The 26364-nt window shown below is 62.2% G+C and carries 24 protein-coding genes; 9 read left to right on the top strand and 15 right to left on the bottom strand.

Going from position 1 to position 26364, the window contains the following annotated elements; genetic code table 11:
• Nucleotides 1–135: 135 nt before the first annotated feature.
• Together AC30D9_RS13780 and ptsP are read left to right on the top strand one after the other, a co-directional pair.
• A complete protein-coding gene (locus tag AC30D9_RS13780; RefSeq protein WP_003186867.1) occupies nt 136–615 on the top strand; it encodes an RNA pyrophosphohydrolase in 480 nt (159 codons plus the stop codon).
• Between the two features lie 22 nt (nt 616–637).
• The gene (gene ptsP / locus AC30D9_RS13775; RefSeq protein ID WP_058546640.1) at nt 638–2917 is read left to right on the top strand and encodes a phosphoenolpyruvate--protein phosphotransferase; all 2280 of its coding nucleotides are present in this window, start codon (nt 638–640) and stop codon (nt 2915–2917) included.
• 132 nt (nt 2918–3049) lie between these two features.
• On the opposite strand, the gene AC30D9_RS13770 is transcribed toward ptsP, so the two are convergent.
• Entirely contained in the window at nt 3050–3796 is a 747-nt protein-coding gene (locus AC30D9_RS13770; protein WP_490144220.1) for an NRDE family protein, read from the bottom strand.
• A 351-nt stretch (nt 3797–4147) separates the two neighbouring features.
• On the opposite strand from AC30D9_RS13770, the gene AC30D9_RS13765 reads away from it, so the two are divergent.
• The 3 genes from AC30D9_RS13765 (at nt 4148) to AC30D9_RS13755 (ending at nt 6826) form a co-directional block, all read left to right on the top strand.
• Nucleotides 4148–4930, top strand: coding sequence for a sulfite exporter TauE/SafE family protein (locus tag AC30D9_RS13765; protein WP_134922383.1), 783 nt, complete (start codon nt 4148–4150; stop codon nt 4928–4930).
• 68 nt (nt 4931–4998) lie between these two features.
• Complete coding sequence (gene lgt / locus AC30D9_RS13760) at nt 4999–5805, top strand: prolipoprotein diacylglyceryl transferase (RefSeq protein ID WP_490144219.1); 807 nt, start codon at nt 4999–5001, stop codon at nt 5803–5805.
• Nucleotides 5806–5854: 49 nt separating this feature from the next.
• Nucleotides 5855–6826 carry a thymidylate synthase gene (locus AC30D9_RS13755; protein WP_490144218.1) on the top strand — a complete coding sequence of 324 codons (972 nt, stop codon included), beginning with the start codon at nt 5855–5857 and terminating at the stop codon, nt 6824–6826.
• A 136-nt stretch (nt 6827–6962) separates the two neighbouring features.
• On the opposite strand, the gene cadR is transcribed toward AC30D9_RS13755, so the two are convergent.
• Nucleotides 6963–7409: a Cd(II)/Pb(II)-responsive transcriptional regulator gene (cadR, locus tag AC30D9_RS13750; RefSeq protein WP_134922380.1), complete on the bottom strand. Its 447-nt coding sequence runs from the start codon at nt 7407–7409 to the stop codon at nt 6963–6965.
• Nucleotides 7410–7495: 86 nt separating this feature from the next.
• Here cadR and AC30D9_RS13745 point away from each other — a divergent pair, with 86 nt between their 5' ends.
• Entirely contained in the window at nt 7496–9715 is a 2220-nt protein-coding gene (locus AC30D9_RS13745) for a heavy metal translocating P-type ATPase (RefSeq protein ID WP_490144217.1), read from the top strand.
• A gap of 211 nt (nt 9716–9926) precedes the next feature.
• On the opposite strand, the gene AC30D9_RS13740 is transcribed toward AC30D9_RS13745, so the two are convergent.
• Genes AC30D9_RS13740 through AC30D9_RS13730 form a run of 3 tightly spaced genes read right to left on the bottom strand, consistent with a single transcriptional unit; the run spans nt 9927 to nt 15135 of the window.
• Entirely contained in the window at nt 9927–12974 is a 3048-nt protein-coding gene (locus AC30D9_RS13740) for an efflux RND transporter permease subunit (RefSeq protein ID WP_134922378.1), read from the bottom strand.
• Entirely contained in the window at nt 12971–14035 is a 1065-nt protein-coding gene (locus AC30D9_RS13735) for an efflux RND transporter periplasmic adaptor subunit (protein WP_134922377.1), read from the bottom strand. The genes AC30D9_RS13740 and AC30D9_RS13735 overlap by 4 nt, the downstream gene beginning before the upstream one ends.
• A complete protein-coding gene (locus AC30D9_RS13730) occupies nt 14032–15135 on the bottom strand; it encodes an efflux RND transporter periplasmic adaptor subunit (protein ID WP_307573316.1) in 1104 nt (367 codons plus the stop codon). Before AC30D9_RS13730 ends, AC30D9_RS13735 begins: the two co-directional genes overlap by 4 nt.
• A gap of 126 nt (nt 15136–15261) precedes the next feature.
• On the opposite strand from AC30D9_RS13730, the gene AC30D9_RS13725 reads away from it, so the two are divergent.
• Nucleotides 15262–16422, top strand: coding sequence for an AAA family ATPase (locus AC30D9_RS13725; RefSeq protein WP_307573314.1), 1161 nt, complete (start codon nt 15262–15264; stop codon nt 16420–16422).
• A gap of 146 nt (nt 16423–16568) precedes the next feature.
• Here the strand turns inward: AC30D9_RS13725 and AC30D9_RS13720 are convergent, their stop codons facing one another.
• From AC30D9_RS13720 to AC30D9_RS13685, 8 genes are all read right to left on the bottom strand, one after another.
• The gene (locus AC30D9_RS13720; protein WP_490144216.1) at nt 16569–17450 is read right to left on the bottom strand and encodes a transporter substrate-binding domain-containing protein; all 882 of its coding nucleotides are present in this window, start codon (nt 17448–17450) and stop codon (nt 16569–16571) included.
• The gene (locus AC30D9_RS13715) at nt 17447–18229 is read right to left on the bottom strand and encodes an amino acid ABC transporter ATP-binding protein (RefSeq protein ID WP_307573310.1); all 783 of its coding nucleotides are present in this window, start codon (nt 18227–18229) and stop codon (nt 17447–17449) included. Before AC30D9_RS13715 ends, AC30D9_RS13720 begins: the two co-directional genes overlap by 4 nt.
• Nucleotides 18226–18885, bottom strand: a complete 660-nt coding sequence (locus AC30D9_RS13710; protein ID WP_307573308.1) for an amino acid ABC transporter permease — start codon at nt 18883–18885, stop codon at nt 18226–18228. The genes AC30D9_RS13715 and AC30D9_RS13710 overlap by 4 nt, the downstream gene beginning before the upstream one ends.
• Nucleotides 18866–19531: an amino acid ABC transporter permease gene (locus tag AC30D9_RS13705; protein WP_307573305.1), complete on the bottom strand. Its 666-nt coding sequence runs from the start codon at nt 19529–19531 to the stop codon at nt 18866–18868. The genes AC30D9_RS13710 and AC30D9_RS13705 overlap by 20 nt, the downstream gene beginning before the upstream one ends.
• 598 nt (nt 19532–20129) lie before the next feature.
• Nucleotides 20130–20912 carry a MetQ/NlpA family ABC transporter substrate-binding protein gene (locus tag AC30D9_RS13700; RefSeq protein ID WP_109751877.1) on the bottom strand — a complete coding sequence of 261 codons (783 nt, stop codon included), beginning with the start codon at nt 20910–20912 and terminating at the stop codon, nt 20130–20132.
• A gap of 212 nt (nt 20913–21124) precedes the next feature.
• Nucleotides 21125–22060, bottom strand: coding sequence for a sigma 54-interacting transcriptional regulator (locus AC30D9_RS13695; RefSeq protein ID WP_307573302.1), 936 nt, complete (start codon nt 22058–22060; stop codon nt 21125–21127).
• 47 nt (nt 22061–22107) lie between these two features.
• Complete coding sequence (locus tag AC30D9_RS13690) at nt 22108–22689, bottom strand: alpha/beta hydrolase (protein ID WP_134922374.1); 582 nt, start codon at nt 22687–22689, stop codon at nt 22108–22110.
• Nucleotides 22690–22919: 230 nt separating this feature from the next.
• Entirely contained in the window at nt 22920–23165 is a 246-nt protein-coding gene (locus AC30D9_RS13685) for a DUF2789 domain-containing protein (protein WP_490144215.1), read from the bottom strand.
• Nucleotides 23166–23313: 148 nt separating this feature from the next.
• Between AC30D9_RS13685 and AC30D9_RS13680 the strand changes: the two genes are divergently transcribed.
• Nucleotides 23314–23838, top strand: a complete 525-nt coding sequence (locus AC30D9_RS13680) for an NfeD family protein (protein ID WP_307573297.1) — start codon at nt 23314–23316, stop codon at nt 23836–23838.
• A 1-nt stretch (nt 23839) separates the two neighbouring features.
• Nucleotides 23840–24601, top strand: coding sequence for a slipin family protein (locus AC30D9_RS13675; RefSeq protein WP_109751872.1), 762 nt, complete (start codon nt 23840–23842; stop codon nt 24599–24601).
• 37 nt (nt 24602–24638) lie between these two features.
• Here AC30D9_RS13675 and AC30D9_RS13670 read toward each other — a convergent pair whose 3' ends face one another.
• Nucleotides 24639–25580: a sulfotransferase family protein gene (locus tag AC30D9_RS13670; RefSeq protein ID WP_490144214.1), complete on the bottom strand. Its 942-nt coding sequence runs from the start codon at nt 25578–25580 to the stop codon at nt 24639–24641.
• Nucleotides 25568–26353, bottom strand: coding sequence for an aspartyl/asparaginyl beta-hydroxylase domain-containing protein (locus tag AC30D9_RS13665; RefSeq protein WP_307573289.1), 786 nt, complete (start codon nt 26351–26353; stop codon nt 25568–25570). The genes AC30D9_RS13670 and AC30D9_RS13665 overlap by 13 nt, the downstream gene beginning before the upstream one ends.
• Nucleotides 26354–26364 lie beyond the last annotated feature (11 nt).

Below are 26364 nucleotides of genomic sequence, written 5' to 3'. Positions count from 1 at the left end.
CTCGCTGAAAAATCTGAAGAAAGGCGTCCAGAATACGTACTTTTCACAAGAGTGCACATAAGCTAGGCGGGCTCGTTGCTGCTTTCACAACCTTTGTGGAACAATGCGGCGACATGCGTTTGCGAGGTTGTTGCCGTGATCGACCCCGATGGTTTCCGCCCCAATGTGGGGATCATTCTTACGAATGATGCAGGGCAGGTGCTATGGGCTCGCCGTATCAATCAAGACGCCTGGCAGTTTCCCCAGGGCGGGATCAACCCCCAGGAGACGCCGGAAGAGGCCTTGTACCGCGAGTTGAACGAAGAAGTGGGGCTTGAGCGAGAAGATGTCGAAATACTCGCCTGCACCCGAGGCTGGTTGCGCTATCGTTTGCCGCAACGCCTGGTCCGCACGCACAGCCAACCGCTGTGTATCGGCCAGAAGCAGAAATGGTTTCTCCTGCGCCTGATCTCCAACGAGCAGCGGGTGCGGATGGATTTGACCGGTAAACCGGAGTTCGATGGCTGGCGCTGGGTCAGCTATTGGTATCCGTTGGGCCAGGTGGTGACATTCAAGCGCGAAGTGTATCGACGCGCTCTCAAAGAGCTTGCCCCGCGCCTGCTGACGCGCGACTGACGACGGAGTTCGACCCCGAGCCATGCTCAATACGCTGCGCAAGATCGTCCAGGAAGTTAACTCCGCCAAGGATCTCAAGGCGGCGTTGGGGATTATTGTATTGCGCGTCAAAGAGGCCATGGGCAGCCAGGTCTGCTCGGTCTACCTGCTGGACCCCGAGACCAACCGTTTCGTGCTGATGGCCACCGAGGGCTTGAACAAGCGCTCGATCGGCAAGGTCAGCATGGCGCCCAATGAAGGTCTGGTCGGCCTGGTCGGCACGCGCGAAGAACCCCTGAACCTCGAAAACGCCGCGGATCACCCGCGCTACCGTTACTTCGCCGAAACCGGGGAAGAACGCTACGCCTCGTTCCTCGGCGCGCCGATCATCCACCACCGTCGCGTTGTCGGCGTGTTGGTCATCCAGCAAAAAGAGCGCCGCCAGTTCGACGAGGGGGAAGAAGCCTTCCTCGTGACCATGAGCGCGCAACTGGCCGGGGTTATCGCCCACGCCGAGGCTACCGGCTCGATCAGCGGCCTGGGTCGCCAGGGCAAGGGCATCCAGGAAGCCAAGTTCGTCGGCGTACCGGGCTCACCGGGCGCGGCGGTGGGTACGGCGGTGGTGATGTTGCCACCCGCCGACCTCGACGTGGTGCCGGACAAGACCATCACCGATATCGATGCCGAACTGGGGCTGTTCAAGACCGCCATCGAAGGTGTGCGCGCCGACATGCGCGCCCTGTCGGCCAAGCTGGCGACGCAGCTGCGCCCTGAAGAGCGCGCGCTGTTCGACGTCTACCTGATGATGCTCGACGACGCCTCCCTGGGCAGCGAAGTGACCACGGTCATCAAGACCGGCCAATGGGCCCAGGGCGCGCTGCGCCAGGTGGTGACCGACCACGTCAACCGTTTCGAACTGATGGACGACGCCTACCTGCGCGAGCGCGCCTCCGACGTCAAGGACCTGGGCCGCCGGTTGCTGGCCTATTTGCAGCAGGAGCGCCAGCAGACCCTGGTCTATCCCGACAACACCATCCTGGTCAGCGAAGAGCTGACCCCGGCCATGCTCGGCGAAGTGCCCGAAGGCAAATTGGCGGGACTGGTCTCGGTACTGGGCTCCGGTAACTCCCACGTAGCGATCCTGGCCCGAGCCATGGGCATCCCGACGGTGATGGGCCTGGTGGACCTGCCGTACTCCAAGGTCGACGGCATCCAGATGATCGTCGATGGCTACCACGGCGAGGTCTACACCAACCCCAGCGAAGTACTGCGCAAGCAGTTTGCCGATGTGGTGGAGGAAGAGAAACAACTGTCCCTGGGCCTGGACGCGCTGCGGGACCTGCCGTGCGTGACCCTCGACGGCCACCGCATGCCACTGTGGGTCAACACCGGCCTGCTGGCCGACGTGGCCCGGGCGCAGAAACGTGGCGCCGAGGGTGTAGGCCTGTACCGCACCGAAGTGCCATTCATGATCAACCAGCGCTTCCCGAGTGAAAAGGAACAGCTGGCGATCTATCGCGAACAACTGGCTGCGTTCCACCCGCAACCGGTGACCATGCGCAGCCTGGACATCGGCGGCGACAAGTCCCTGTCCTACTTCCCGATCAAGGAAGACAACCCGTTCCTCGGCTGGCGCGGCATTCGCGTGACGCTCGACCACCCGGAAATCTTCCTGGTCCAGGCCCGTGCCATGCTCAAGGCCAGCGAAGGCCTGAACAACCTGCGCATCCTGTTGCCGATGATCTCCGGCACCCATGAACTGGAAGAAGCCCTGCACCTGATCCACCGGGCCTGGGGCGAAGTGCGCGACGAAGGCACCGACGTGCCGATGCCGCCGGTGGGCGTGATGATCGAGATTCCGGCGGCGGTGTACCAGACCAAGGAACTGGCGCGGCAGGTGGACTTCCTGTCGGTGGGCTCCAACGACCTGACCCAGTACCTGTTGGCCGTGGACCGCAACAACCCACGGGTGGCCGACCTGTACGACTACCTGCACCCGGCGGTGCTGCAAGCCTTGCAGAACGTGGTGCGTGACGCCCATGCCGAAGGCAAGCCGGTGAGCATCTGCGGCGAAATGGCCGGCGACCCGGCAGCGGCGGTGCTGTTGATGGCGATGGGTTTCGACAGCCTGTCGATGAACGCCACCAACCTGCCGAAAGTGAAGTGGATGCTGCGCCAGATCAACCTCAGCAAGGCCCAGGAGTTGCTGGCCGAGGTGATGACCATCGACAACCCGCAGGTGATCCACAGCTCCTTGCAACTGGCACTGAAGAACCTTGGGTTGGCGCGGATGATCAATCCGGCTTCGAACAAAACGCTCTGAACCTGTAGCGCCCCTATCGCGAGCAGGCTCGCTCCCACAGGAGATCTCGGTTGTTCACACAATATGTGTTCACCGCAGATCCACTGTGGGAGCGAGCCTGCTCGCGATAGGGCCAGACCTGACACCACAAAGCTAGACCCTGACCTCGACCTCCCCCAAGTGCCCCCCATGCGGCCCGAAACTGCGCTCGACCATATGCCGCGTCCCATCGGCATGGACAATCAACGCTGTGCTCGCCCGCGTCCCATAAGCCGGGCTGGCAATGAACACGCTCGACAACAGCATCTCGGTCGCCAACCCCACGCCCGTATCCGGCAGTTCAGCCACCGGGGCGGGTTGCGGGTCGTTCAGCAGCGCCAATAGGGCCTGGGGCTGCGGATCGTCGAGCACCTCGGCCAGCGCCGCCCGGGCCTTGAGCAGCTTGGGCCATGGCGTGTTCAGCCCGGCGTTCGACAAGCCATAGACGCCTTCGGCCAGTCGCTGTGGCCGGACATCGCGGGCGTTGTGGTGCCACAGCTCGGAGCCGTCGCCGAGCAGCAGGTTGAACCCGCCATACTCGCTGGCGCGGGGCACGACTTCGCTCAAGTACTCGGTAATCGAGAGGTTTCCGGTCAGGAACCGCGCCACCAGCTCACCACGCGACTTGAATGCCGGTAATTGGCCTGGGTCACGGATGTTGGTCAGGGCGGCAAAACGACCCTCGGCGCCAACGCCGAGCCAGGTGCCGCCGGCCTCCAGGTCGCGACCGGCATGGACCTGGGGCGCGTCAGGCCACTGGGCCAGGGGCAAGGTCGGCCGGGCGTAGAACTCGTCGCGGTTGGCCGCCACGATCAGTGGCTGGGCGTGGCCGGGGCGCCAGGCAAATACGATCAGGCACATCAGGTAATCCCGTTAGCGATGCCAGTCGGTTGAAAGAATAAAGCTGAACTCTGCTTTGCTGAACTCTGCTTTCGTGGCGAGGGGATTTATCCCCGCTGGGCTACGAAGTAGCCCCAAAACTTTCAACTCAATCAATCTGGTACACCAAGTTGCCAGGTTTTAGGGCCGCTGCGCAGCCCAACGGGGCGGTGCGACGTTTCGCTAAATCCCCTCACCACAGAGGTTCAGCGCAACTCAGCTATAAGTCACTCTACCCAGACATCGCCGCCACATCCATCGCCTTCAGTAGAGCCCAAGGCACTGGATCCGTTACCATGCCGCTCTTATTTCGGGGATGGTGGGGAGACGCTGGTGGAATTTGTGCTCTATCTGCTGCTCGGCGCCTGTGCCGGCGTGCTGGCCGGGCTGTTCGGCGTGGGCGGCGGGATCATCATCGTCCCGGTGCTGGTGTTCAGTTTCACCCTGCAGGGCTTCGACCCGCAGGTATTGACGCACCTGGCCGTCGGCACATCGCTGGCGTCGATCATCTTCACCTCGGTCAATGCCGTGCGCGAGCATCAGCGCAAGGGCGCGGTGCGCTGGCCAGTGTTCGCCTGGATGACCGTCGGCATCCTGATCGGTGCCGGTTTTGGCGCGATCACCGCCGAAGCGATTTCCGGCCCGCACCTGCAGAAGATCATCGGCGTGTTCGCTCTGATCGTCGCCGCGCAATTGGCCCTGGACCTCAAGCCCAAGGCCAGCCGTACTGTGCCGGGCAAGGGCGGCCTGACCTTGGCCGGCACGGTGATCGGCTGGGCCTCGGCGATCTTCGGCATCGGCGGCGGTTCGCTGACCGTGCCGTTCCTGACCTGGCGCAGCGTGCCGATGCAGCAAGCGGTCGCGACGTCATCGGCCTGCGGACTGCCGATTGCCCTGGTCAGTGCGTTAAGTTTCATGATTCTGGGCTGGCACGATCCGTTGTTGCCGGCCCATAGTCTCGGTTTTGTGTATTTGCCGGCGTTGCTGGGCATCGCCCTGACGAGCATGGTCTTCGCCCGTTTCGGTGCGCGGCTGGCCCATCGCCTGTCGCCGCGCTTGCTCAAACGGCTGTTCGCCGCTTTGCTGTTCTGCGTCGGCTTGAGTTTCCTGTTCTGACGCAATCCTGGCTTAATCCCGAGGTGGCAGCGTCGCCCGGGTATTTTTGACGTTTACGAGGAATATCAATGCTGCCTTACCCGCAGATCGATCCGGTGGCCCTGGCCATCGGCCCGCTGAAAATCCACTGGTACGGCCTGATGTACCTGGTCGGCATCGGCGGCGCCTGGCTGCTGGCGTCGCGCCGGCTCAACCGTTTCGACCCGACCTGGAACAAGGAAAAGCTCTCCGACCTGGTGTTCTGGCTGTCCATGGGCGTGATCGTCGGCGGGCGCCTGGGCTACGTGCTGTTCTACGACCTGAGCGCCTACCTGGCCAACCCGACGCTGATCTTCGAGGTCTGGAAGGGTGGCATGTCGTTCCACGGCGGGTTCATCGGCGTGATGCTGGCAGCGTTGTGGTTCGGCAAGCGCAACAACAAGTCGTTTTTCGAGCTGATGGACTTCGTCGCGCCGATGGTGCCGATCGGCCTGGGTGCCGGGCGCATCGGCAACTTCATCAACGCCGAGTTGTGGGGCAAGCCGACCGACGTGCCGTGGGCGATGATTTTCCCGCCGTTCAGCGATCCGGCACAGTTGCCGCGCCACCCGTCGCAGTTGTACCAGTTCGCCCTCGAAGGCGTGGCATTGTTCCTGATCCTCTGGCTGTTCTCGCGCAAGCCGCGGCCAACCATGGCGGTATCGGGCATGTTCGCGCTGTTCTACGGGATCTTCCGCTTCATCGTCGAGTTCGTCCGCGTACCGGACGCCCAGCTCGGCTACCTGGCGTGGAACTGGCTGACCATGGGCCAGGTGTTGTGCCTGCCGATGATCGTCGGCGGCCTGGCGCTGATCTGGCTGGCCTATCATCGCGCGCCAGCTGCGGCCAAGGTTTAAAATTCGAACCCCGGGGCGCTGGCCCCGGGTTCAAGGACACAGGTAACCCATGAAGCAATATCTCGATCTGGTGGCCCACGTCATCAAGAACGGCACCAAGCAAGCCAACCGCACCGGCGTGAACACCATCAGCTTTCCCGGCGCCATGCTGCGCTATGACCTGAAGGATGGTTTCCCGGCCATCACCACCCGCAAAATGGCTTTCAAATCGGCCATCGGCGAGATGTGCGGTTTTCTCCGTGGGGTCAACAACGCCGCCGAATTCCGCGCCTTGGGCTGCAAGGTCTGGGACCAGAACGCCAATGAAAATGCCCAGTGGCTGGCCAACCCGTTCCGCCAGGGCGAAGACGACCTGGGCGAGATCTACGGCGTACAGTGGCGCAAATGGCCGGCCTACAAACAGATCCCTTTGAGCAACCCGGCGGCCATCGAGCAGACTCTGGCCCAGGGTTACCGGCAGATCGCCGAAGGCGAAGAAGACGGCCAGGCCTACGTGGTGCTGTACAAGGCCATCGACCAGGTTCGCCAGTGCGTCGACACCATCATCAAGGACCCGGGCAGCCGCCGTATCCTGTTCCACGGCTGGAACTGCGCCCAGCTCGATGAAATGGCCCTGCCGCCGTGCCATCTGCTCTACCAGTTCCACCCGAATGTCGAGACCAGGGAAATTTCCCTGACCCTCTACATCCGCTCCAACGACCTGGGCCTGGGCACGCCGTTCAACCTCACCGAAGGCGCCGCGCTGCTGAGCCTGATCGGCCGCCTGACCGGCTACACGCCGCGCTGGTTCACCTATTTCATCGGCGATGCCCACGTCTACGAAAACCACCTGGACATGCTCAACGAACAGCTCAAGCGCGAGCCGTTCCCGATGCCGAAACTGGTGATTTCCGAGCGTGTACCGGAGTTCGCCAAGACCGGTGTGTACCAGCCTGAATGGCTGGAACTCGTGGAGCCGAGCGACTTCTCCCTCGAAGGCTACCAGCACCACGCGCCGATGACTGCGCCGATGGCGGTCTAAGCCACACCACCTCTCCCCTTGTGGGAGCGAGCCTGCTCGCGATAGCGTCCTCACATTCAATGCTTATGTGACTGACCCACCGCTATCGCGAGCAGGCTCGCTCCCACATTGAATCGGCATGAGCTCCAAGATCGGCTCAATGCCCATGACTCCTGCCCACATGTGAATGCTCCACCTCCGGCGCCACCGCCCCGCTCACTTCCAGGCGCTGCAAGATCCCGCATTGATCCAGGTCCGGCCCTTCGCCACAGCGATGACGCAGGTCGATCAGTTGTGTCTGCAAGGCCAGCAGGCCATCGATGCGGGCCTTCACGTGCTGGATGTGTTCGTCGATCAGCGCATTGACGTTTTCGCACTGGTCCTGGGGGCTGTCGCGCAGGGCCAGGAGGCTGCGGATTTCTTCCAGGGTCATGTCCAGGGTGCGGCAGTTGCGGATGAACGTCAGGCGCTCGGCATGGGCCTGGGTATAGACGCGGTAATTGCCATCGCTGCGGGCCGGTTCCGGCAGCAGGCCCTCGCGTTCGTAATAGCGGATGGTTTCGACCTGGCAGTCGGTGATTTTCGCCAGTTCTCCGATCTTCATGGTGCGGCCTCCCAAATAGGTGCTTGACCCTATAGTGGCTACAGGGTCTTTACTGTGCAACAGGCACTTTTCACGGACGTAACCCGATGAGCGATTCCCTCCACATCCACAAACCCGCCCACGGCCATGACCACGGACATTCCTGCTGCGCGTCGAAAGCGGCACCGGCGGTGGTCAACCTCGGCAAGACGCCGACGGACGGTGCGCGGCTGAGCAGTTTTCGCATCGAAGCCATGGACTGCCCCACCGAACAGACGCTGATCCAGAACAAGCTCGGCAAGCTCGAAGGCGTGCAGCAACTGGAATTCAACCTGATCAACCGCGTGCTGGGCGTAACCCACGATTTGCCCAGCGACGCGCCGATCATCAAGGCCATCGAATCCCTGGGGATGCAGGCCGACCCACTGACCCCGGGCCAGAAATCAGACCCCAATGACCTGCCCGCCCCAGCCAAGCCCTGGTGGCCGCTGGCGCTGTCCGGCATCACCGCCCTGGGCGCCGAGGTGATCCATTTCACCAGCGCCGCGCCAAACTGGGTGGTGGCGCTGGTGGCATTGGTGTCGATCCTCAGCGGTGGCCTGGGTACGTACAAGAAGGGCTGGATCGCCCTGAAGAACCGCAACCTGAACATCAACGCCCTGATGAGCATCGCCGTGACCGGTGCGGTGTTGATCGGCCAATGGCCGGAAGCGGCAATGGTGATGTTCCTGTTCACCGTGGCCGAACTGATCGAAGCCAAATCCCTGGATCGGGCGCGCAATGCTATCGGCGGCCTGATGCAAATGGCCCCGGAGCAAGCCACCGTGCAACAGGCCGATGGCAGTTGGCAGGTGCAGGCGGTCAAGGCCATCGCCCTCGGCGCGCGCGTGCGAGTGCGCCCCGGCGAACGCGTGGGCCTGGACGGTGACGTGGTCGCCGGCCGCTCCACCATCGACCAGGCACCGATCACCGGCGAAAGCCTGCCGGTGGAAAAAACCGTCGGCGACAAAGTATTCGCCGGCACCATCAACCAGGCCGGCGAACTGGAGTACACCGTGACCGCGGCGGCCGATCACTCCACCCTGGCGCGGATCATCCACGCCGTGGAACAGGCCCAGGGCTCCCGTGCGCCGACCCAGCGCTTCGTCGATCAGTTCTCGAAAATCTACACCCCGGCGGTGTTCATCCTGGCCTTGGCCGTGGCCGTCATCCCACCGCTGTTCATGGGCGCGGCATGGTTCGACTGGATCTACCGAGCGCTGGTGCTGCTGGTGGTGGCCTGCCCTTGCGCACTGGTGATCTCTACTCCCGTGACCATCGTCAGCGGCCTCGCCGCCGCAGCGCGCAAAGGCATCCTGGTCAAGGGCGGCGTGTACCTGGAGGGCGGTTACAAGCTCGACTACCTGGCCCTGGACAAGACCGGCACGCTCACCCACGGCAAGCCGGTGCAAACCGACTATGTGGCGCTGGACCCCACTGTGGAAAGCACCGCTCCGGCCCTGGCCGCCAGCCTCGCCGCCCGTTCCGACCATCCAGTGTCCCGGGCAATCGCCAACGCAGCTGTGGATAAGCAATTGGCCCCGCAGGTTGTGGATAACTTCGAGGCGCTCGGCGGGCGTGGCGTGCGCGGCGACATTGGCGGCCAGACCTATCACTTGGGCAACCACCGCCTCGTGGAAGACCTCGGCCTGTGCTCCCCCGAACTGGAAGAGAAACTCTTCGCCCTGGAAAAACAAGGCAAGTCCGTGGTGCTGCTGCTCGACGCGACGGGCCCCTTGGCGCTGTTTGCCGTGGCCGACACCGTGAAGGACTCCAGCCGCGAAGCCATTCGGGAGCTGCATGACCTGGGCATCAAGACCCTGATGCTCACCGGCGATAACGCCCACACCGCCGAAGCGATCGCCGCCCAGGTGGGCATGGATCAGGCCCGGGGCGATCTGTTGCCGGAGGACAAGCTGCAAGCCATCGAAGACTTGTACACCCTGGGTCACCGCGTCGGCATGGTCGGCGACGGCATCAACGACGCTCCGGCCCTGGCCCGCGCGGAAATCGGCTTCGCCATGGCGGCAGCCGGCACCGACACGGCCATCGAGACCGCCGATGTAGCCTTGATGGACGATGATCTGCGCAAGATCCCAGCCTTCATTCGCCTGTCGCGGCAGACTTCAAGCATCCTGAAACAGAACATTGCCTTGGCGTTGGTCATCAAGGCGATCTTCCTCGGGGTGACCTTCGCCGGCTTCGCCACCATGTGGATGGCGGTGTTTGCCGACATGGGGGTGAGTTTGCTGGTGGTGTTCAATGGGTTGCGGTTGTTGCGCAAGTGAAAGCGCTCTCGCGCTGATTTTCGGCGCAAACCCATCACACTTTGTGGCGAGGGGATTTATCCCCGCTGGGCTGCGCAGCAGCCTCAAAAAAGCCGCCAACCCGGTGTTTCAGGTTGATTGGGTTGTCCTCTGAGGGGCTGCTGCGCAGCCCAACGGGGATAAATCCCCTCGCCACAGGTTAACTCCTCTCCCCACAAAATCTGCGCATGGCTCAATCGCGCTTGGGCTCGCGAATCTTGTACCAGGCCACATACAGTGCCGGCAGGAACAGCAACGTCAGCAGGGTGGCGATGATGATCCCGCCAATCATCGCGTAGGCCATCGGCCCCCAGAACACTTCCCGGGCAATCGGGATCATCCCCAGGCTCGCCGCGGCCGCCGTCAGCAGAATCGGCCGGCGCCGATGTTCGGTGGCCTCCACCACCGCATCCCAGGGCTCGTAGCCGTCACGCTCATACTCGTCGATCTGAGTCACCAGGATCACCGAGTTACGGATGATGATGCCGATCAACGCGAGGATCCCCAGGATCGCCACGAAGCCCATGGGCGTGCCCGTCGGCACCAGCGCCAGCACCACGCCGATCAAGCCGAGGGGTGCGACGCTGGCCACCAGGAACAGTTTCTGCACGCTGTGCAGCTGGATCATCAGGAAGGTCGCCATCAAGAACAGCATCAGTGGCACGACACTGGCGATCGGCCCCTGGGCCTTGCTGCTCTCTTCCACCGTGCCGCCGGTGGCGACCTTGTAGCCCACCGGCAGGCCGGCGGCGAACTTGTCGATGGCTGGTTGCAGTTGCTTGACCAGGTCGGTGGGCTGGATTTCATCGCGCACCGCCGCCTTGATAGTGATGGTCGGCTTGCGGTCGCGACGCCATACCAGCGGCTGCTCCAGTTCATAGCCCACCGTGGCGAACGCCAGCAGCGGGATCGAGGTGCCGCTCGGGGTGACGATTTGCAGGTTTTGCAGGGTTTCCGGTGAGCCGCGCTCGGCGTCTTCGGCCCGGCCCACCACATTGATCAAGTAGATATCGTCATCGACCTGGGTCACTGGAGACCCGCTGACGATGCTGTTCATCAGCCTGGCCACGTCATCGGAAGACAAGCCCAGTTGCCGCGCCTTGTCCTGGGCGATGTCGATGCGCAGCACCTTGCCCGGCTCGTTCCAGTCGTAAATGATTTCGCCGATGTGCGAGTTCTTGTCCAGTTCGGTAGCCAGCTCGATCGCATGCTTGCGCACTTGGTCGATGTCCTTGCCACTGACCCGGTACTGGATCGGCCTTCCCACCGGCGGGCCCATTTCCAGGGCCTGCACGTAGCTGCCGACGCCGACGAAGTCTTCACGCAGGCGCTTTTGCAGACGCTCGGTGAGGGCGGTGCGCGACTCCAGGCCTTTGCTGACGATCACCAATTGCGCGTAGTACGGGTTCTGCAGTTGCTGGTCCAGCGGCAGGTAGAAACGAATGGCGCCTTCGCCGATGTAAGTGCTCCAGCGCTCGATGTCCGGATCGCCCTTGAGGCTCGCCTCCAGGCGATCGACGACCTTGCGGGTCTCATCCATCGAGGCGTTTTGCGGCAGGTTGAGGTCCACCAGGATTTCCGGCCGGTCCGAGGACGGGAAGAACTGGTTCTGCACAAACCGCATGCAAAACACCGCCAGCACGAACAGCAGCACGGTGATGCCAATGGCCCACCAGCGATTGCGCATCGCCCACAGCAGGCCACCGTTGAACGCCCGGCCGATCCGACCCGGCTCGGCGCTGTGGGGTTTCACGTTAGTGCTGAGGATGTGCACGCCAATCACCGGGGCGAACAGTACCGCGACGATCCACGACACCAGCATCGCCACGGCGATCACCGCGAACAGGGTAAAGGTGTACTCACCGGCGGAACTGGCGTTCAGGCCAATGGGCACGAAACCGGCCACGGTCACCAGGGTCCCGGTGAGCATCGGGAACGCGGTCGAGGTATAGGCGAACGTCGCGGCCTGGTCCTTGCTGTCGCCTTTTTCCAGGCGCGTGACCATCATCTCCACGGTGATCATCGCATCGTCCACCAGCAGGCCAAGGGCGATGATCAAGGCGCCGAGGGAGATCCGCTGCATGGTGATGCCGCTGTATTCCATGAACAGGAAGACCATCGCCAGCACCAGCGGAATCGAACAGGCCACCACCAGCCCGGCCCGTATGCCGAGACTGACGAAGCTGACGAGCAGGACGATGATCACCGCCTCGAACAAGGCGCTGGTAAAGCCACCGACCGCCTCCTCCACCACTTCGGCCTGGTCCGACACGGTATGCACGCCTACGCCCACCGGCAGGTCAGCGGTCAGCTCGCTCATGCGCGCATGCAACGCCTTGCCGAAATCCTGGATGTTGCCGCCCTTCTTCATCGCGATAGCCAGGCCGATGGCCGGCGTGCCATTGAAACGGAACATCGGTGTGGCGGGGTCGACGTAGCCGCGACGGATGTCGGCGATGTCGGCCAGTCGATAGAAGCGATCATTGAGCCGCAGGTTGACGTTGGCCAGGTCCTTTTCCGACTGGAATTGCCCGGACGTGCGCACGGAAATCCGCTCGGGCCCGGCGTCGATGACCCCGGCAGGTGTCACCGCGTTCTGCGATTGCAGGCTCTGCACCACCTGGCGTTGATCGATGCCCAGGGCCGCGAGTTTGCGCGTGGAGAAGTTCAGGTACAGCACTTCGTCCTGTTCGCCCACCATCTCGACCTTGCCCAGGCCGGGTACGTCACGGATCTCGGCGCGCACCTGTTCCACGTAGTCGCGCAACTGACGCATCGACAGGCCGTCGCCGGTGAAGGCGTACACCGAACCGTACACGTCACCGAATTCGTCGTTGAAGCCAGGCCCTTGCAAACCCTCTGGAAAGTCGCCGCGAATATCGTTGATCTTCTTGCGTACCTGGTACCAGATCTCGGGGATTTCCTTGGCCCCGGTGGTATCGCGCAGGTACACGAACACCGTCGATTCTCCCGGACGGGTGTAGCTCTTGACGTAGTCGAGGGAGTCGAGTTCTTCGAGCTTCTTCTCGATGCGGTCAGTGACCTGCTTGAGGGTTTCCTCCTGGGTCGCGCCGGGCCAACGGGTCTGGATGACCATGGTCTTGATGGTGAACGACGGGTCTTCTTCGCGCCCCAGGTTCATGTACGAAAACACGCCCATCAACAGCGCAACGAACATCAGGTACCAGACGAACGACTGATGCCGCAGGGCCCATTCGGACAGGTTGAAAGGCCCTTTCATCGTGCGTCCTCGTCGAGTTTCACTTTCTGCCCCGGCTGGAGACTGTTCACACCGGCGCTGACCACGCGGTCGCCAGCCTTGATGCCGTTGGCCACCAGCACCGAGTCGGCCAAACGTTCGAGAATCCGCACGTCACGGGGCGAGACTGTCTGGCTCTGCGGGTCGACCAGCCAGATGCGGGCCTTGCCATCGATTTCTTGCAGCGCGCTGAGCGGCAGCTCGATGCGCGGCTCGATGGTCGAGCTCAGGGTCACGCTGATCGCCGTGCCCAGGCGAAAGCCGGGCGGTGTATCGGCCAGCGTCAGGCGCGCGCGACGGGTGCGGGTGGCGCTCTGGGCCTGGGGTTCGATCTCCCGCACAGTGGCGGTGGTATGAATGCTCGGGTCCAATTGCGCGGCGACCTCGAACACCACGTCCTCGGGCAGGCGTTCGGCCAACCCGGCTGGCAGGTCGATCACCGCTTCCTTGATGTCTGGGCGGGCCAGGGTCACCACTTGCTGGCCGGCGGTGACCACCTGCCCGGCTTCGGCATTCCAGGCCGTGACGACCGCGTCGTGGTCAGTGCGCAGCTCGCTGTAGTTGAGCTGGTCGCGGGCCTGCTCCACCGCGGCGCGGGCCTGTTCGAGGGACGCGCCAGTGGTTTTCAAGTCGGTCTGGGCGATGTCCAACTGCGCCTGGGCGCCGACGCCACGGTCAAACAATTGCTGCTGGCGACGGGCATTGGCCTGGGCATTGATGTACTGCGCCTCGATCCGCGCCAGGTCGCCCTGGGCGGCGCGCAACTGGTTCTGCTGGTCGGTGGGGTCGAGAGTGGCGAGCAGGTCGCCCTTCTTCACTTCGGCGCCGACATCGACATTGCGGCTGGCGATCCGTCCCGGCACACGGAAACCCACGTTGCTCTCGTAACGTGCCTGGATATTGCCGGCAAACCGCCCCAGCGCCTGCTGGTCGAGGGCCTGAACCTCGACGGACAACACCGGACGCACCGGTTCGGGCGGTGCTTCTTCCTTGGAACAGGCGGCCAGCAAGAGAACGACCGAGACCATCCACAAACGCTTCATGGCTGGGCTCCCGACGTGGATTTTTCATGGGTGTTTTCGGCGATCTCGACGCGTACGCCGGGGTGCAGCAATTGCCCGCCGGCGGTGACGATTTTCTCACCGCCCTTGAGGCCGTCGCTGATGATGACCTTGCCGGTCAGGTAGCGGCCGACCGTCACCGTGTGCAACTGCGCCTTGCCTTCACCGTCCACCAGCCATACGGCCGGGTCGCTGAGGTTCTTGGTCAGGGCCGACCAAGGCAGTTCGAAGGCAGTCTTGCCGGCGGACTTGGCAGTGGCGCTGACCACCGACCCCAGGCGCATGCCTTCGGGTAAATCATTGAGGGTGACCTTGACCTGCACGGTGCCGGTCTGGGCAGACACCGCCGGAGTGATCTCGCGTACCGTGCCAGTGGTCTTGATGGCGGGGTTATCCAGCAAACTGATGGTGATGGCAGGGTCCGACGGCGGTTCGCTCAACAGCGATTCGTAGATGTTGAACACCGCGTCGCGCTCGCCGTCCCGGGCCAGGCTGAAGATCGGCTCCGTGGCCTGCACCACCTGGCCGACTTCAGCCTGGCGCGCGGTGATGATGCCCGGCGCCTCGGCGATCAGTGCGGTGTAGCTCAGTTGTTCGCGGGCGTTGGCCAGTTGGGCCTGGGCGGCGGTCAGCGCACTCTGGCTGCTGCGCAATTGGGCTTGGGCCGCGTCATATTCGCTCTGGCTGGTGTAGCCCTTGGGCAGGAGTTTCTGCTGGCGCACGAACGCCGCCGCACTCTGCTTGACCCGCGCCTGCTCGGCGGCCACCTGGGCCTCGGCGGAGTCGACATTGGTCTGCAAGTCGCGGGGATCGAGCCGCGCCAGTACTTGCCGGGCCGAGACCCGGTCACCGACATCGACCTTGCGCTCGATGATCTTGCCGCCCACGCGAAACGACAGATCGGTCTGCACGCGAGCCTGGACATCGCCGGTCAGGGTCACCGAAGCCGCATACTCGGAGGGCACGGCTTGCTGCACGAAGACCCGTGGCAGGGCTTTTTCCGCAGGCTTTTCATCACCGCATCCGGCCAGTAGCGCGCAAAGGCCCAGGCCTACTACCAGTTTGATTCGGGGACCAGCCATGCAGACTCCTTTGCGTTGTACAGACGTACCAGTGACGATACGACTGTGAGCTTAGAACAGGGTTCAACGAATACAATGGTCGCCGCAGATCAGGCACACTGATCGCCTCCCTGTAGGAGCCTGCGCATGCTCAAGACCCTGGCGGTGGCCAATTATCGATCCATCAACAAACTGGTCATCCCCCTGGGCCGGCTGAACCTGATCACCGGCCCCAACGGCAGCGGCAAGTCCAATTTGTACCGCGCCCTGCGCCTGTTGGCCGAGACGGCCCAGGGTGGAGTGGTCAACGCCCTGGCCCGCGAAGGCGGACTGGACTCGACCTTCTGGGCCGGGCCGGAAGAAATCAGCCGACGCATGCGCAACGGCGAGGTGCCGATCCAGGCCGTTGTGCGCCAGGGCACCAAGCGCTTGCGCCTGGGATTCGCCGGTGAAGACTTCAGCTATTCGATTGCCTTGGGCCTGCCGGAACCCAGTCTTTCCGCGTTTTCACTGGACCCGGAAATCAAGCGCGAATGCATCTGGGCCGGTCCGGTGTTTCGGCCGGCCAGCCTGCTGGTGGATCGCAACGGGCCGATGATCCGTGCCCGCGAAGGCCGTTCATGGGATGTGCTGGCCCAGCACACGCCGACCTTCGACAGCCTGTTCGACCAGGTCGGCAGTCTGCGCACTTCGCCGGAAGTCCTGCAGATGCGCGAGTTCATTCGTCGCTGGCGCTTCTACGACCATTTCCGCAGCGACGCCGACGCGCCGGTGCGCCAACCGCAACTGGGCACTCGCACGCCGGTGCTGCATCACGACGGACGCGACCTGGCCGCCGCGCTACAGACCATCCTTGAAATCGGTGACGTCGAGGCCTTGCATGCCGCCATTGGCGATGCGTTCCCCGGTGCCCACCTGCACATCGAGAAACTGCAAGGCGGACGTTTCGCCATCGCGTTCCAACAGCATGGTCTGCTGCGGCCGCTGTCCGCCGCCGAACTGTCCGACGGAACCCTGCGCTATCTGTTGCTGGTGGCCGCCCTGCTCACCCCGCGCCCACCCTCGCTGATGGTGCTCAACGAACCGGAAACCAGCTTGCACCCGGATCTGTTGCCGGCCTTGGCGCGGTTGATCATCCGCGCTTCGGCCAATTGCCAAGTCTGGGTGGTGTCCCATGCCACGCGCCTGATCGCCGCGCTGGAGCAGGATGAGGACTGCAATTGCATCGTGCTGGAAAAGGAGCTTGGGCAGACCGGAATCGTCGGGCAGCGGGCACTGGATGAGCCGGCTTGGCATTGGCCGGATTAATCAGCGCCAGATAAACCGCTTTCGCGAGCAAGCCCGCTCCCACAGGGGGAATGGTGCTCGACCGCAAATCTTCCGCCCCCCGCCGGCCAATGTGGGAGCGAGCCTGCTCGCGATGCGGTCCTTGAGGCGCTGCAACTGTCAGGAAATCAACCCTGCCACTTGCCACCCTCGACAATCACGCTCTCAGGCTTGGTGTCATCGCTCAATTCCTTGCGCACATACTGGTCGTACAGTTTGAGCAGGTATTTCTCTTCACCCAGCTTCGCCAACTCGGCGTTGACCCAATCACGCAGCTCGACATTGCCTTTCTTCACCGCCGGCGCGATCGGCGCTTCAGCGCCCAATGTCTGCGCCAGCACGCGATAGCCGGGGTTCTGCTTGGCCCAACTGAACAGCACCAGATTGTCCTGGGCATAGGCATCGCCACGACCGTTGGCCAGGGCTTGCAGGGACTCGGAGTTCTTCTCGAACTTGAGCAGTTTCCAATCCGGGTGATTCTTGGTCAGCCAGATATCCGCCGTGGTGCCGGTGGTGACGATGGTGGTACGGGTCGCCAGGTCATCCAGGTTTTTCACGGTGCTGGCTTGCGGCACCAGCGCCTGCACGGCGACTTTCAGATTAGGGTTGGTGAACTCCACCGCTTCCTTGCGCTCCGGGGTCACGGTCATGTTGGCCAGGATCAGGTCGACCTTGTCACTTTGCAGGAAGGGAATCCGGCTCGCCGGCTCGACCGCGACGAACTCGACCTTGTTTTCGTCGCCGAGCAGGTCCTTGGCGAATCGACGGCCGATGTCGGTATCGAAGCCGACATACCGCCCAGCCTCATCGACGAAGCCAAACGGCGGCTTGTCGGTGAAAACCCCAACGATCAACTTGTCCCGCGCCTTGATCTTGTCCAGGTAGCTGGCCGGCGCGGTGCTTTCGCTGGCGGTTTTCGGCTTTGGCGGTTCTTCGGTTTTGTTGCAGCCGGCCAGCAGTGCGAGACCGAGCAGCGGCAGTAGCAGCAGAGAAGACTTGGCAGTTTTCATGACAGTTCCAGTTCCTTTGTTTGGGTCGTTTTGGGTAGTGCGGCGACGTAGGAGAACTTCTCCAGGAACTGCTGCGCTCGTGCGGTTTGCGGGTTCGTAAAGAAAATCTCGGGAGGGTTTTGTTCAAGGATTCGCCCGCCATCCATGAACACAATGCGGTCAGCCACGGCCCGGGCGAAAGCCATTTCGTGGGTGACGATCAACAGCGTCATGCCTTCGCGGGCCAGGCCCTGGATAACCTCCAGCACTTCCTTGACCATTTCCGGGTCAAGGGCGGCGGTGACTTCATCGAACAACATGACCTTGGGGTTCATGCACAGCGAGCGAACGATGGCGATGCGTTGCTGCTGGCCGCCAGAGAGCTGGCGTGGAAAGGCATCGCGCTTGTCCAGCAGGCCCACCCGCGCCAGCAAGGCTTCGGCCTGGTCGCGCGCTTCGCGGCGGTCGCGTTTTTGCACTTTGACCGGGCCGAGCAGCAGGTTATCGAGCACACTCATATGCGGGAACAAGTGATAACTCTGGAACACCATGCCGATCTGCTGCCGCACTTCACGCCAGTCGGTGCCTTTGTCCAGCAACTCGCGACCAGCGAATGTCAGGCTGCCGCTGTGGGCCGCTTCCAGCCCATTGAGGCAACGCAGCAAGGTACTTTTGCCGCAACCGCTGGGGCCGAGGATGACGATCACTTCGCCGGCCTTCACTTGCAGGTCGATGCCGTCCAGCACCTGCTGTTCACCGAAAAACTTGTTGAAACCCTTGAACTCGATCAATGCGCTCATGCTTGCGTCCAGCGCCGCTCCAGCACGCGCGAGGCGGCCGAGAGCGGGTAGCAGATGAAGAAGAAAAACAGGAACAGCGCGCCGTAGATCAGCACGGATTCATAGGTGCGCTCGATGATCTGCTGGCCGACCTTGATCACATCCACCACGCCGATCAGCACGGCCAGGGAACTGGTCTTGATGATGCGTGTGTAGACGTTGATGGTTGGCGGCGTCATGCGTTTGAGCGCTTGCGGCAGCAGTACATGGCCGTAGAGTTGCGGACCGTTCAGGCCAATCGACAAACCCGCCTCCCGCTGGCCGCGCGGCAACGAATGCAAGGCTCCGCGCACCACTTCCCCGACTTCACTGGCGCCCCACAACGACAGCACCAGCACTGCGCACCAAAAACCTGGAAGGCTCAGGCCGAAAAAGATCGGTAGACCGAAGAACAGCAGGTACAACCAGACCAGCACCGGGATCGCCCGGAACAATTCCAGGTAGACCCGCAAGGCGACGTCCAGACACTTCACCCCCAGCGTACGCAACACGCCGTAAAGCACGCCGCCAACGGTGCTGATGGCGATGCTCAGCAAGGAAATCGACAGGGTTTGCGCAGCGCCCTTGCCCAGTTGCGGCAACGACACCCACAGCAATTCAAGACCCGAACTGGCCATGCTGGAGCCTCCTTTCCAGACGGCTGAGCAGCAGCGACAACGGCAAAAACAGCAGCACGCAAATCAGCGTCAGCACGGCGAGCATTTCGTAGGTCTTGTAATAGAGCGCGATGTAGCTCTTGGTGGTGTAGAGAATCTCCGGCACCGCCACGGCCGAGACCACGGTGGTTTCCTTCAGCAGGAAAATGAAGTTGGCGAACAGCGACGGCAGGCTGAGGATTCCGGCCTGCGGCAGGATCACGTAGCGCAACAACTGCCCGTGGGACAGCCCGATGGAACGACCGGACTCCAATTGCGCCTGGGGCACCGCGTCCACACCCGCACGCAGCACTTCCGTGAGGTAGGCACCGCCCAGGAACGTCATGGTAATGATCGCGGCCGCAAACCCCGAGACCTTGAGGCCCAGCGCCGGCAAGGCAAAGTAGACGAAGAACAACTGGATGAGCAGCGGCGTATTGCGCGCCAGTTCCACATACAACCCCACCAGGCGTTGCAGGTAAGGCGTGCGCGACACCAGGATCGTTGCGTTGAGCAGCGCCACCAGCAGCGATGTGGCGATGGCGATAAGGCCGACCTGCAGTGTCACACCCACGGCCTTGAGAAACGCCGGGAGGGTGCTGAGGATAAAAGCGTAATCGAAGTTCATTGAACATCCTGGACGCCGCTCGGTAAGCGGCGGTGGTGCGGTCCATGGGCAGCGGATAGCTACTCGGCAGGAACTGACTTTAAAGGTATAAGAAGCGCATTTTAAATACCGTTAAAGCATATTGATATCACGCAAAAAACTATCCCCTCGATTTGCCGCGATGGGCAAAGACGACTATTTTTCTTTGCGTCGCAGGGAGGACTTTTGTCCGAAATCCCCGAACCATTACAAGGAAGAAAACATGGCTGACGTAAAAGTGCCGCAGCGACTGGAACCGCAGGAAATACTGAAGTTGTTGGTGGCGTTGCGCAGGGCGTTGAAGACCAGGGTGGCCTGACAACTCATGTGACGAGGGGATTTATCCCCACTGGGTTGCGCAGCAGCCCCAAAGCCTGAAGGCGCAGTGCGCCAGATCCAGCGAACCCATCCAGTCCAGGGGTCTGCTGCGCAGCCCAGCGGGGATAAATCCCCTCGCCACAGGGCAGGTTCGACTCGTCTCAAATAAATAACTTTCCCCCACGGGATCTCGAGCACAAAAAAACGCCGACGCTGTATCAGCCGTCGGCGTTTGAAACCGTGAAAGGGTTTAGCGCGCCAATCAGAACGCCGGCAGTACCGCGCCGCTGTATTTCTTCTCGATGAACGCCTTCACTTCCGGGCTGGTCAGGGCCTTGGCCAGTTTCTGGATGGCCGGGCTGTCCTTGTTGTCCGGACGAGCCACCAGGAAGTTGACGTAAGGCGAATCCGCACCTTCGATCACCAAGGCATCCTTGGCCGGGTTAAGACCCGCTTCCAAGGCATAGTTGGTGTTGATCAGGTCCAGGTCGACCTGGTCCAGCACACGCGGCAGCATGGCCGATTCCAGTTCCTTGAACTTGAAGTTGTGTGGGTTCTTGGCGATATCTTTCGGGGTCGCCAAAGCGTTTTTCGGGTCTTTCAACTCGATCAGGCCAGCCTTCTGCAACAGGATCAGCGCACGGCCGCTGTTGCTGCCTTCGTTGGGCAGCGCGATGGTCGCGCCGTTTGGCAGATCAGCCAGCTTCTTGTACTTCTTCGAGTAGCCGCCGAACGGTTCGACGTGAACACCGATCACGGTCACCAGGTTGGTGCCTTTGCCTTCGTTGAAGTTTTTCAGGTACGGCAGGGTCTGGAAGTAGTTGGCGTCCAGGCGCTTCTGGTCGACCTGGACGTTGGGCTGGACGTAGTCGGTGAAAACCTTGATCTCCAAGTCAACACCTTCTTTGGCCAGGGCTGGCTTGATCAGTTCGAGAATCTCGGCGTGAGGCACCGGAGTAGCCGCCACCACCAGTTTTTCCGCGGCCTGGGCCAGGCCCGAGGTCAGGGCTGCCGCCAATGCGGTGAATAACAGAACCTTTTTCATGCAGTGTCCTTATCGAAAATCACTGTCGTCATGGACGACGGCCAAATGTGGGAGTGCCAGTGAAGTGCTATCGCTGGCGTGAGGCGGACAATACCGATATTTTTTATTCCTTAACAATATCTTTTATTCAAGTTCATATTCATTTTACTCATATAGAAAAACACCGCTTTGTGGCGAGGGGATTTATCCCCTCGCCACAATTCCGGTGTTCTCTATAGCGCTTGGCTCAACTGATTGAGCAGCGCCTTGAGGGCCGTGCGCTCGGCGGCCGTGCCTTGTGCAGCGACCTGCGCCACCTGGCGGTCGATCGATTCCAGGGCCGATGACTGGGACGGCAAATTCAAATGCTCCGGCAAGATTTCATCCCCCGTGCTCACCAGCAATGCGAAGTGAATGACGTTTTCCAGCTCGCGGGTATTGCCCGGCCAACTGTGCTGTTCAAGGGCATGCTGTGCCGCCTCGCTGATCAGCGGCACGCTGAGGCCGAGTCGCTGGCTATAGATGCCCAGGAAATATTCGGCCAGGGACAGGATATCGCCCACCCGCTCGCGCAGGGCCGGCAGTTCGAGCTGACCTTCACCAAGGTAATGGTAGAGCCGTTCGTGGAATTTCCCGGCCGCCACCGCTTGGGCCAGGTCGATGCTGGTGGCTGCCACCAGGCGGACATCCACCGGGCTGGGCTGGTGCGCACCAACACGGGTGACTTCGTGGTTTTCCAGGGCCGCCAGCAACTTGATCTGGATCGGCAGTGGCAGATCACCGATCTCATCCAGGTAAAGGGTGCCGCCATTGGCCGAGCCAAACCAACCGGCCCGGCTGCTGGCCGAACCGCTGTAGCTGCCGGCGGCATAGCCGAACAGTTCGGCGTCGGCGTAGGTCGGGCTGATGGCGCCGCAATTGACCGAGACGAACAACCCACCACGATCACTTGCGCGATGGATATGCCGGGCGAGCAACTCCTTGCCGCTCCCGGTTTCGCCGCGTATCAGCACCGAGATCGCACGCGGCGCCAATTGCTCCAACTCCTGGCGCAACTGCCGCGAACGGGGGTCGACGAACACCAGCGCCTTGGCGCGAATGCTCAGGGGGCTTTTTTCCGCATCGGGGAAGGTCAGCAATGGCTGACCGAAGGTTTCATGCAAACTCATGGCAGGCTCCCGCCCCAAACCGCCGGGAGACGGGGGGCGCTAAAAATTCAGGCGCGACGCAGGGCGTGATGCTCCATGCGATTTTGCAGACGATAGAGGTAAGCGAACCCCTGCTCCCAACGTTGGTGGCCGGACTTCACATTGATATGCCCCGCCCCCGCCAGGATGCCGGCCTCGGCCCCCCAGTTGCGCGCCAGCTCCAGGGCGCGCGGGGCGCTCACGGCGGCGTCATTGTCGGAGCTGACCACTTGGCTGGGGAACGGCAACAGATCGCTGGGGATCGGCGCGAAGTTGCGCAACGCCGGGGCGCAGGCTGGCCGTTCGACGTCCGCCGGCGCCACCAGCAATGCCCCACGCACCTGGCGCAGAAACTGCACCGGCGCGGTGGCGGCCCAATGGGCAACCGTGATGCAGCCCAGGCTATGGGCAATCAGGATGACTGGCGTGCTATCGGCGGCAATGGCTTCGGCCAAAGCCGCGACCCAGTCCTCGCGCCGCGGCGTCAACCAGTCGGCCTGCTCGACCCTGGCGCTGTTGGGCAGGCTGTTCTGCCAATGGGTTTGCCAATGATTTTCTGGCGATCCTTGCCAGCCCGGCACAATCAGGTAGCGAATCGATTCGTTGCGCATGGGTGCTCTCCTGCGTGTCTGTTCCCGGACGAGTATAGGGAGGAGAGCTATATTCTTTAAGGAATAAGAAGCTATTTATTAATTCGATTAAGGAATAAAAATTAAACTTGTGGGAGCGAGCCTGCTCGCGATAGCGGTCTATACGGCACATTCAATGTTGGCTGACACGCCCCTATCGCGAGCAGGCTCGCTCCCACAGGTTTTGGTTCACCGTCCAAATGGTGCGGGCCTCACTCGCTACGCCCCTTGCGCAACAACACATCCAACTGGTCTATCACTTCCGCCCAGTCCGCATCCTCAAGAATTTCTTCACGCAGCAATTGCTGCTGGCTTTCGCTCCAGAAAAACGCGTCAGCCAAGTGCAGCTCAGGCTTGAGGGGTGAATGGGTTGCGATGAATTTATCGATATCAACGGCTTTGTCAGACAGACCCAACTGCTTGAACAACGCGGGCAGGCTGTGGATCGGGGATTCCATGGGAGGCTCCTGGGCATAAGACCGATTGTTGAGTTCTTTCCCGCAGTCTAGCCCCTCGATGACCGCCAGACTGATCAAAATTCAATCAACCCTCGACTCGACTAGACTTTGGATAACATCCCGACGAATACACGTTGCGGAGGGTCCTGTGAACATTCACTGGTTGACGCTTGCGCTGCTGGCGATCAGCGGGCCTGCGTTCGGCGCCGATGGCCTCATGCCGCCAGGCACCGATCCCCTGGGTTTCTGGCTGGTCGCCGTTGGCGTGGCCTTGCTGGTCTTCGAGGCGGCCCTGCCCAATTATGGCGTCGCGGGACTGGGCGGCATTGTCCTGTGTGTGATTGGCGCGGTCATCCTGACCAACGCCGATGTGCCGGTTCCCCTGATGATCGGCCTGGGCCTGGTCAGCGCCTTGCTGCTGATCGTCCTGCTGGTCCGTGCGTTGAAAACCCGCCCACGCCAACCCGTCAGCGGCGACGCCGCGTTGCTCGGCAACATCACTACGGTGACCGCGTTGCAGGGCGGGAATAATCATCATGGCTGGGTCCAGTTGGAAGGCGAACGCTGGCAGGTGGCAAGCGCGACGCCGCTGCGCGCTGGGCAAGCGGTACGGGTCATCGCCCGCAAGGGTTTGCTGCTGGAAGTGGCCCCCGCTGATTCACAAGGAGTCTGAGATGGGCATGCAAATCGGTTTTGCGCTGCTGTTGTTGCTGTTGATCGCACTGGCGGGGGCGACGTTCCGGATCCTGCGCGAATACGAACGGGCCGTGGTGTTCCAGCTCGGTCGGTTCTGGCAGGTCAAGGGGCCGGGTTTGATCCTGCTGATTCCGGTGGTCCAGCAGATGATCCGCGTCGACCTGCGCACCATTGTCCTCGACGTGCCGCCCCAGGACGTGATCACCCGCGACAACGTCTCGGTGAAGGTCAACGCCGTACTGTACTTTCGCGTGCTCGACCCGCAGAAGGCGATCATCCAGGTCGAGAACTTCCTCATGGCCACCAGTCAACTGGCCCAGACCACCTTGCGTGCGGTCCTGGGCAAGCATGACCTGGACCAGTTGCTGGCCGAACGCGAGCAATTGAACAGCGACATCCAACAAGTACTGGACGCCCAGACCGACGCCTGGGGCATCAAAGTAGCAAACGTCGAGATCAAGCACGTGGACCTCAACGAATCGATGATCCGCGCCATCGCCCGACAAGCCGAAGCCGAACGGGAACGCCGGGCCAAGGTGATCCACGCCGAGGGCGAGTTGCAAGCCTCGGAAAAACTCATGCAGGCCGCCGAAATGCTCGGCCGCCAGCCAGGCGCCATGCAACTGCGCTACATGCAGACGCTGGGGTCGATTGCCGGGGACAAAAGCTCCACCATCGTCTTCCCGTTGCCGATCGAGCTGCTCAAGGGGATGGCGGAGTTGTCGCCCAACAAGTCTTGATCCACAAAGCGAGCCACAAAAGCAGGTTTGATCCTCGCTACGGGGGCAGTGACTTCAACGCTTCATAGGGCCCCAGCGCCCAGCGCATGACCCGTTCATGCAACAGCGCCGAGGCCTCCCGGTGCTTGTCCTCGCTATCGCCAACAAACGCCTGCGCCGGCTGCTTGGCATGCTGCCCCACCGTCGCGAACACTTGCCTGCATTGCTCATCATCCAGGCTGAAAAACGCCGCCAGCCTGCCCGTCATCGCCCCGGGCAGTTCGGTGTAGTTGACCGCCATCGCGGCAAATGCCTGGCAATGCTCCAAGCCCGTCGCCAACAACCGCCCCACCCGACGCGAGATGAAATCTTCCAGACCGCTGAACGGCAATCCATCGTCCAAGACACTCGTCCCGATCATCCCCGGCACCATGTGCATGCCCGGACGACGCAGATGAGAGACGGCGATTTCCAAGGGGTCGCGGTACAGGAACAGCCAGGGTGTGTCGGGAAAACACTCACGTAGCAGTGGCAGCTCACCGATGCTCCAGGCGTCCAGCTTGACCACCAGGCGTTGCTCCTCACCTCGGCGACGCTGCCCATAGGCCGACATCAAGCCCTTGAGCGCCACGCACCGCTCGGCAGGCGGCAAATCGCTGCGCAGCAACGTATCCAGGGGCGGCGGTTCAGAGATGACGATGTGGTCGTCCAATTGGGCGAGCATCTGGCTGATCAATGTCGAGCCACAACGCGAGGCATGGAAAATGAACGCACTGGGCGCAAGGCCCGGGCTTAGTCGCTGCCACTGGCTGAGAACGTCCAAGGACGTCTGGCGGCGAAACGCCTGGTTGAAGGGCAGGCGCAGGGCGTCATCCACCGCATCGCCAAAAAACGGTTGCAACAGCCGCGTGTCGCCAAACCAACACCAATCGACCTGCCATTGCGCAGCTTCTTGCCATAGGCGGATCGGCAGCCAACCGTGCAGATTCAGGTCTTCCACTGATCTCTCCACCGCTGGCGACCATTGCGCATCGCCGCCCGCAATTCTTCCCGAGTGAAATAAAGCCCTTGCTCAGCTCCCAGCGCCAGCGCGGACGCTATGAAAGCGTCCGGGTCATGCAGGCTCTGCAGCGCCCGGGCAAGGTGAGGGTCAGCTTCTACGCGCCGCTGAAAGCGGACAAGATCGCTTTGCCCGGCGCCAGCGGCGGGCGTGGTGGGCAGCCCATCGGCAATCTGCTGTTCCAACCATGGTCCTGGGCGGCAATCGAGCACCAGATGAACTCTCGGTGCAGCGCTGCGGTTATCGACACGATGAGGCCGCGCCAAGTCGAGGAACCAGCACTCGCCCGCCTTCATCGGAATGATCTGCCCATCCAGGAAGAAGTCCACCTCAGGCGGGCTGAGCAGCGGAACGTGCAGGCGCAAGTCGGCGTCCGGCCCACCCAGGTCATAGTCACGATGCTCGTGAATGCACCCACCCGGCCCGAGCCGCAGCAGCCGGGCCGAGACGATCTCCAGGGGCCAGTCGCGCAACGCTTCATGCCAACGGCCATCCTTTGACCAAGGCGCGCGATGCAGGGGCTGGCCGCGTCCGGGAGACAACTCGGTGACGGCATCGGCCGCCGAAATCAGCGCCACGCCGCTCCAGTCGCCGCTGTGATAGGCACTGTTGAAATGCCCTTGCCAGCGTTCGTCTTCAATGGCGGCCAGTGCCTGCAACAACAACGGCAGATCCACCGCCACCGGCAGCCGGGAAAACGCCGGGCGCGTCATGCCAGCGCCCG

This window comes from Pseudomonas sp. DF11, assembly GCF_058148565.1.
The sequence above is the reverse complement of the archived record's forward strand: the minus strand, read 5'-3'. Positions and strand labels throughout refer to the sequence as shown.

Bases quoted from the DNA above. Each gene is read 5' to 3' on its own strand.
- AC30D9_RS13740 (WP_134922378.1), bottom strand. From the start codon at position 12,974: ATGAAAGGGCCTTTCAACCTGTCCGAATGGGCCCTGCGGCATCAGTCG.
- AC30D9_RS13730 (WP_307573316.1), bottom strand. From the start codon at position 15,135: ATGGCTGGTCCCCGAATCAAACTGGTAGTAGGCCTGGGCCTTTGCGCG.
- AC30D9_RS13705 (WP_307573305.1), bottom strand. From the start codon at position 19,531: ATGAACTTCGATTACGCTTTTATCCTCAGCACCCTCCCGGCGTTTCTC.
- lgt (WP_490144219.1), top strand. From the start codon at position 4,999: ATGCTGCCTTACCCGCAGATCGATCCGGTGGCCCTGGCCATCGGCCCG.
- AC30D9_RS13695 (WP_307573302.1), bottom strand. From the start codon at position 22,060: ATGAGTTTGCATGAAACCTTCGGTCAGCCATTGCTGACCTTCCCCGAT.
- AC30D9_RS13715 (WP_307573310.1), bottom strand. From the start codon at position 18,229: ATGAGCGCATTGATCGAGTTCAAGGGTTTCAACAAGTTTTTCGGTGAA.
- AC30D9_RS13690 (WP_134922374.1), bottom strand. From the start codon at position 22,689: ATGCGCAACGAATCGATTCGCTACCTGATTGTGCCGGGCTGGCAAGGA.
- AC30D9_RS13745 (WP_490144217.1), top strand. From the start codon at position 7,496: ATGAGCGATTCCCTCCACATCCACAAACCCGCCCACGGCCATGACCAC.
- AC30D9_RS13725 (WP_307573314.1), top strand. From the start codon at position 15,262: ATGCTCAAGACCCTGGCGGTGGCCAATTATCGATCCATCAACAAACTG.
- AC30D9_RS13700 (WP_109751877.1), bottom strand. From the start codon at position 20,912: ATGAAAAAGGTTCTGTTATTCACCGCATTGGCGGCAGCCCTGACCTCG.
- AC30D9_RS13665 (WP_307573289.1), bottom strand. From the start codon at position 26,353: ATGACGCGCCCGGCGTTTTCCCGGCTGCCGGTGGCGGTGGATCTGCCG.
- cadR (WP_134922380.1), bottom strand. From the start codon at position 7,409: ATGAAGATCGGAGAACTGGCGAAAATCACCGACTGCCAGGTCGAAACC.
- AC30D9_RS13735 (WP_134922377.1), bottom strand. From the start codon at position 14,035: ATGAAGCGTTTGTGGATGGTCTCGGTCGTTCTCTTGCTGGCCGCCTGT.
- AC30D9_RS13710 (WP_307573308.1), bottom strand. From the start codon at position 18,885: ATGGCCAGTTCGGGTCTTGAATTGCTGTGGGTGTCGTTGCCGCAACTG.
- AC30D9_RS13770 (WP_490144220.1), bottom strand. From the start codon at position 3,796: ATGTGCCTGATCGTATTTGCCTGGCGCCCCGGCCACGCCCAGCCACTG.
- AC30D9_RS13755 (WP_490144218.1), top strand. From the start codon at position 5,855: ATGAAGCAATATCTCGATCTGGTGGCCCACGTCATCAAGAACGGCACC.
- ptsP (WP_058546640.1), top strand. From the start codon at position 638: ATGCTCAATACGCTGCGCAAGATCGTCCAGGAAGTTAACTCCGCCAAG.
- AC30D9_RS13720 (WP_490144216.1), bottom strand. From the start codon at position 17,450: ATGAAAACTGCCAAGTCTTCTCTGCTGCTACTGCCGCTGCTCGGTCTC.
- AC30D9_RS13685 (WP_490144215.1), bottom strand. From the start codon at position 23,165: ATGGAATCCCCGATCCACAGCCTGCCCGCGTTGTTCAAGCAGTTGGGT.
- AC30D9_RS13675 (WP_109751872.1), top strand. From the start codon at position 23,840: ATGGGCATGCAAATCGGTTTTGCGCTGCTGTTGTTGCTGTTGATCGCA.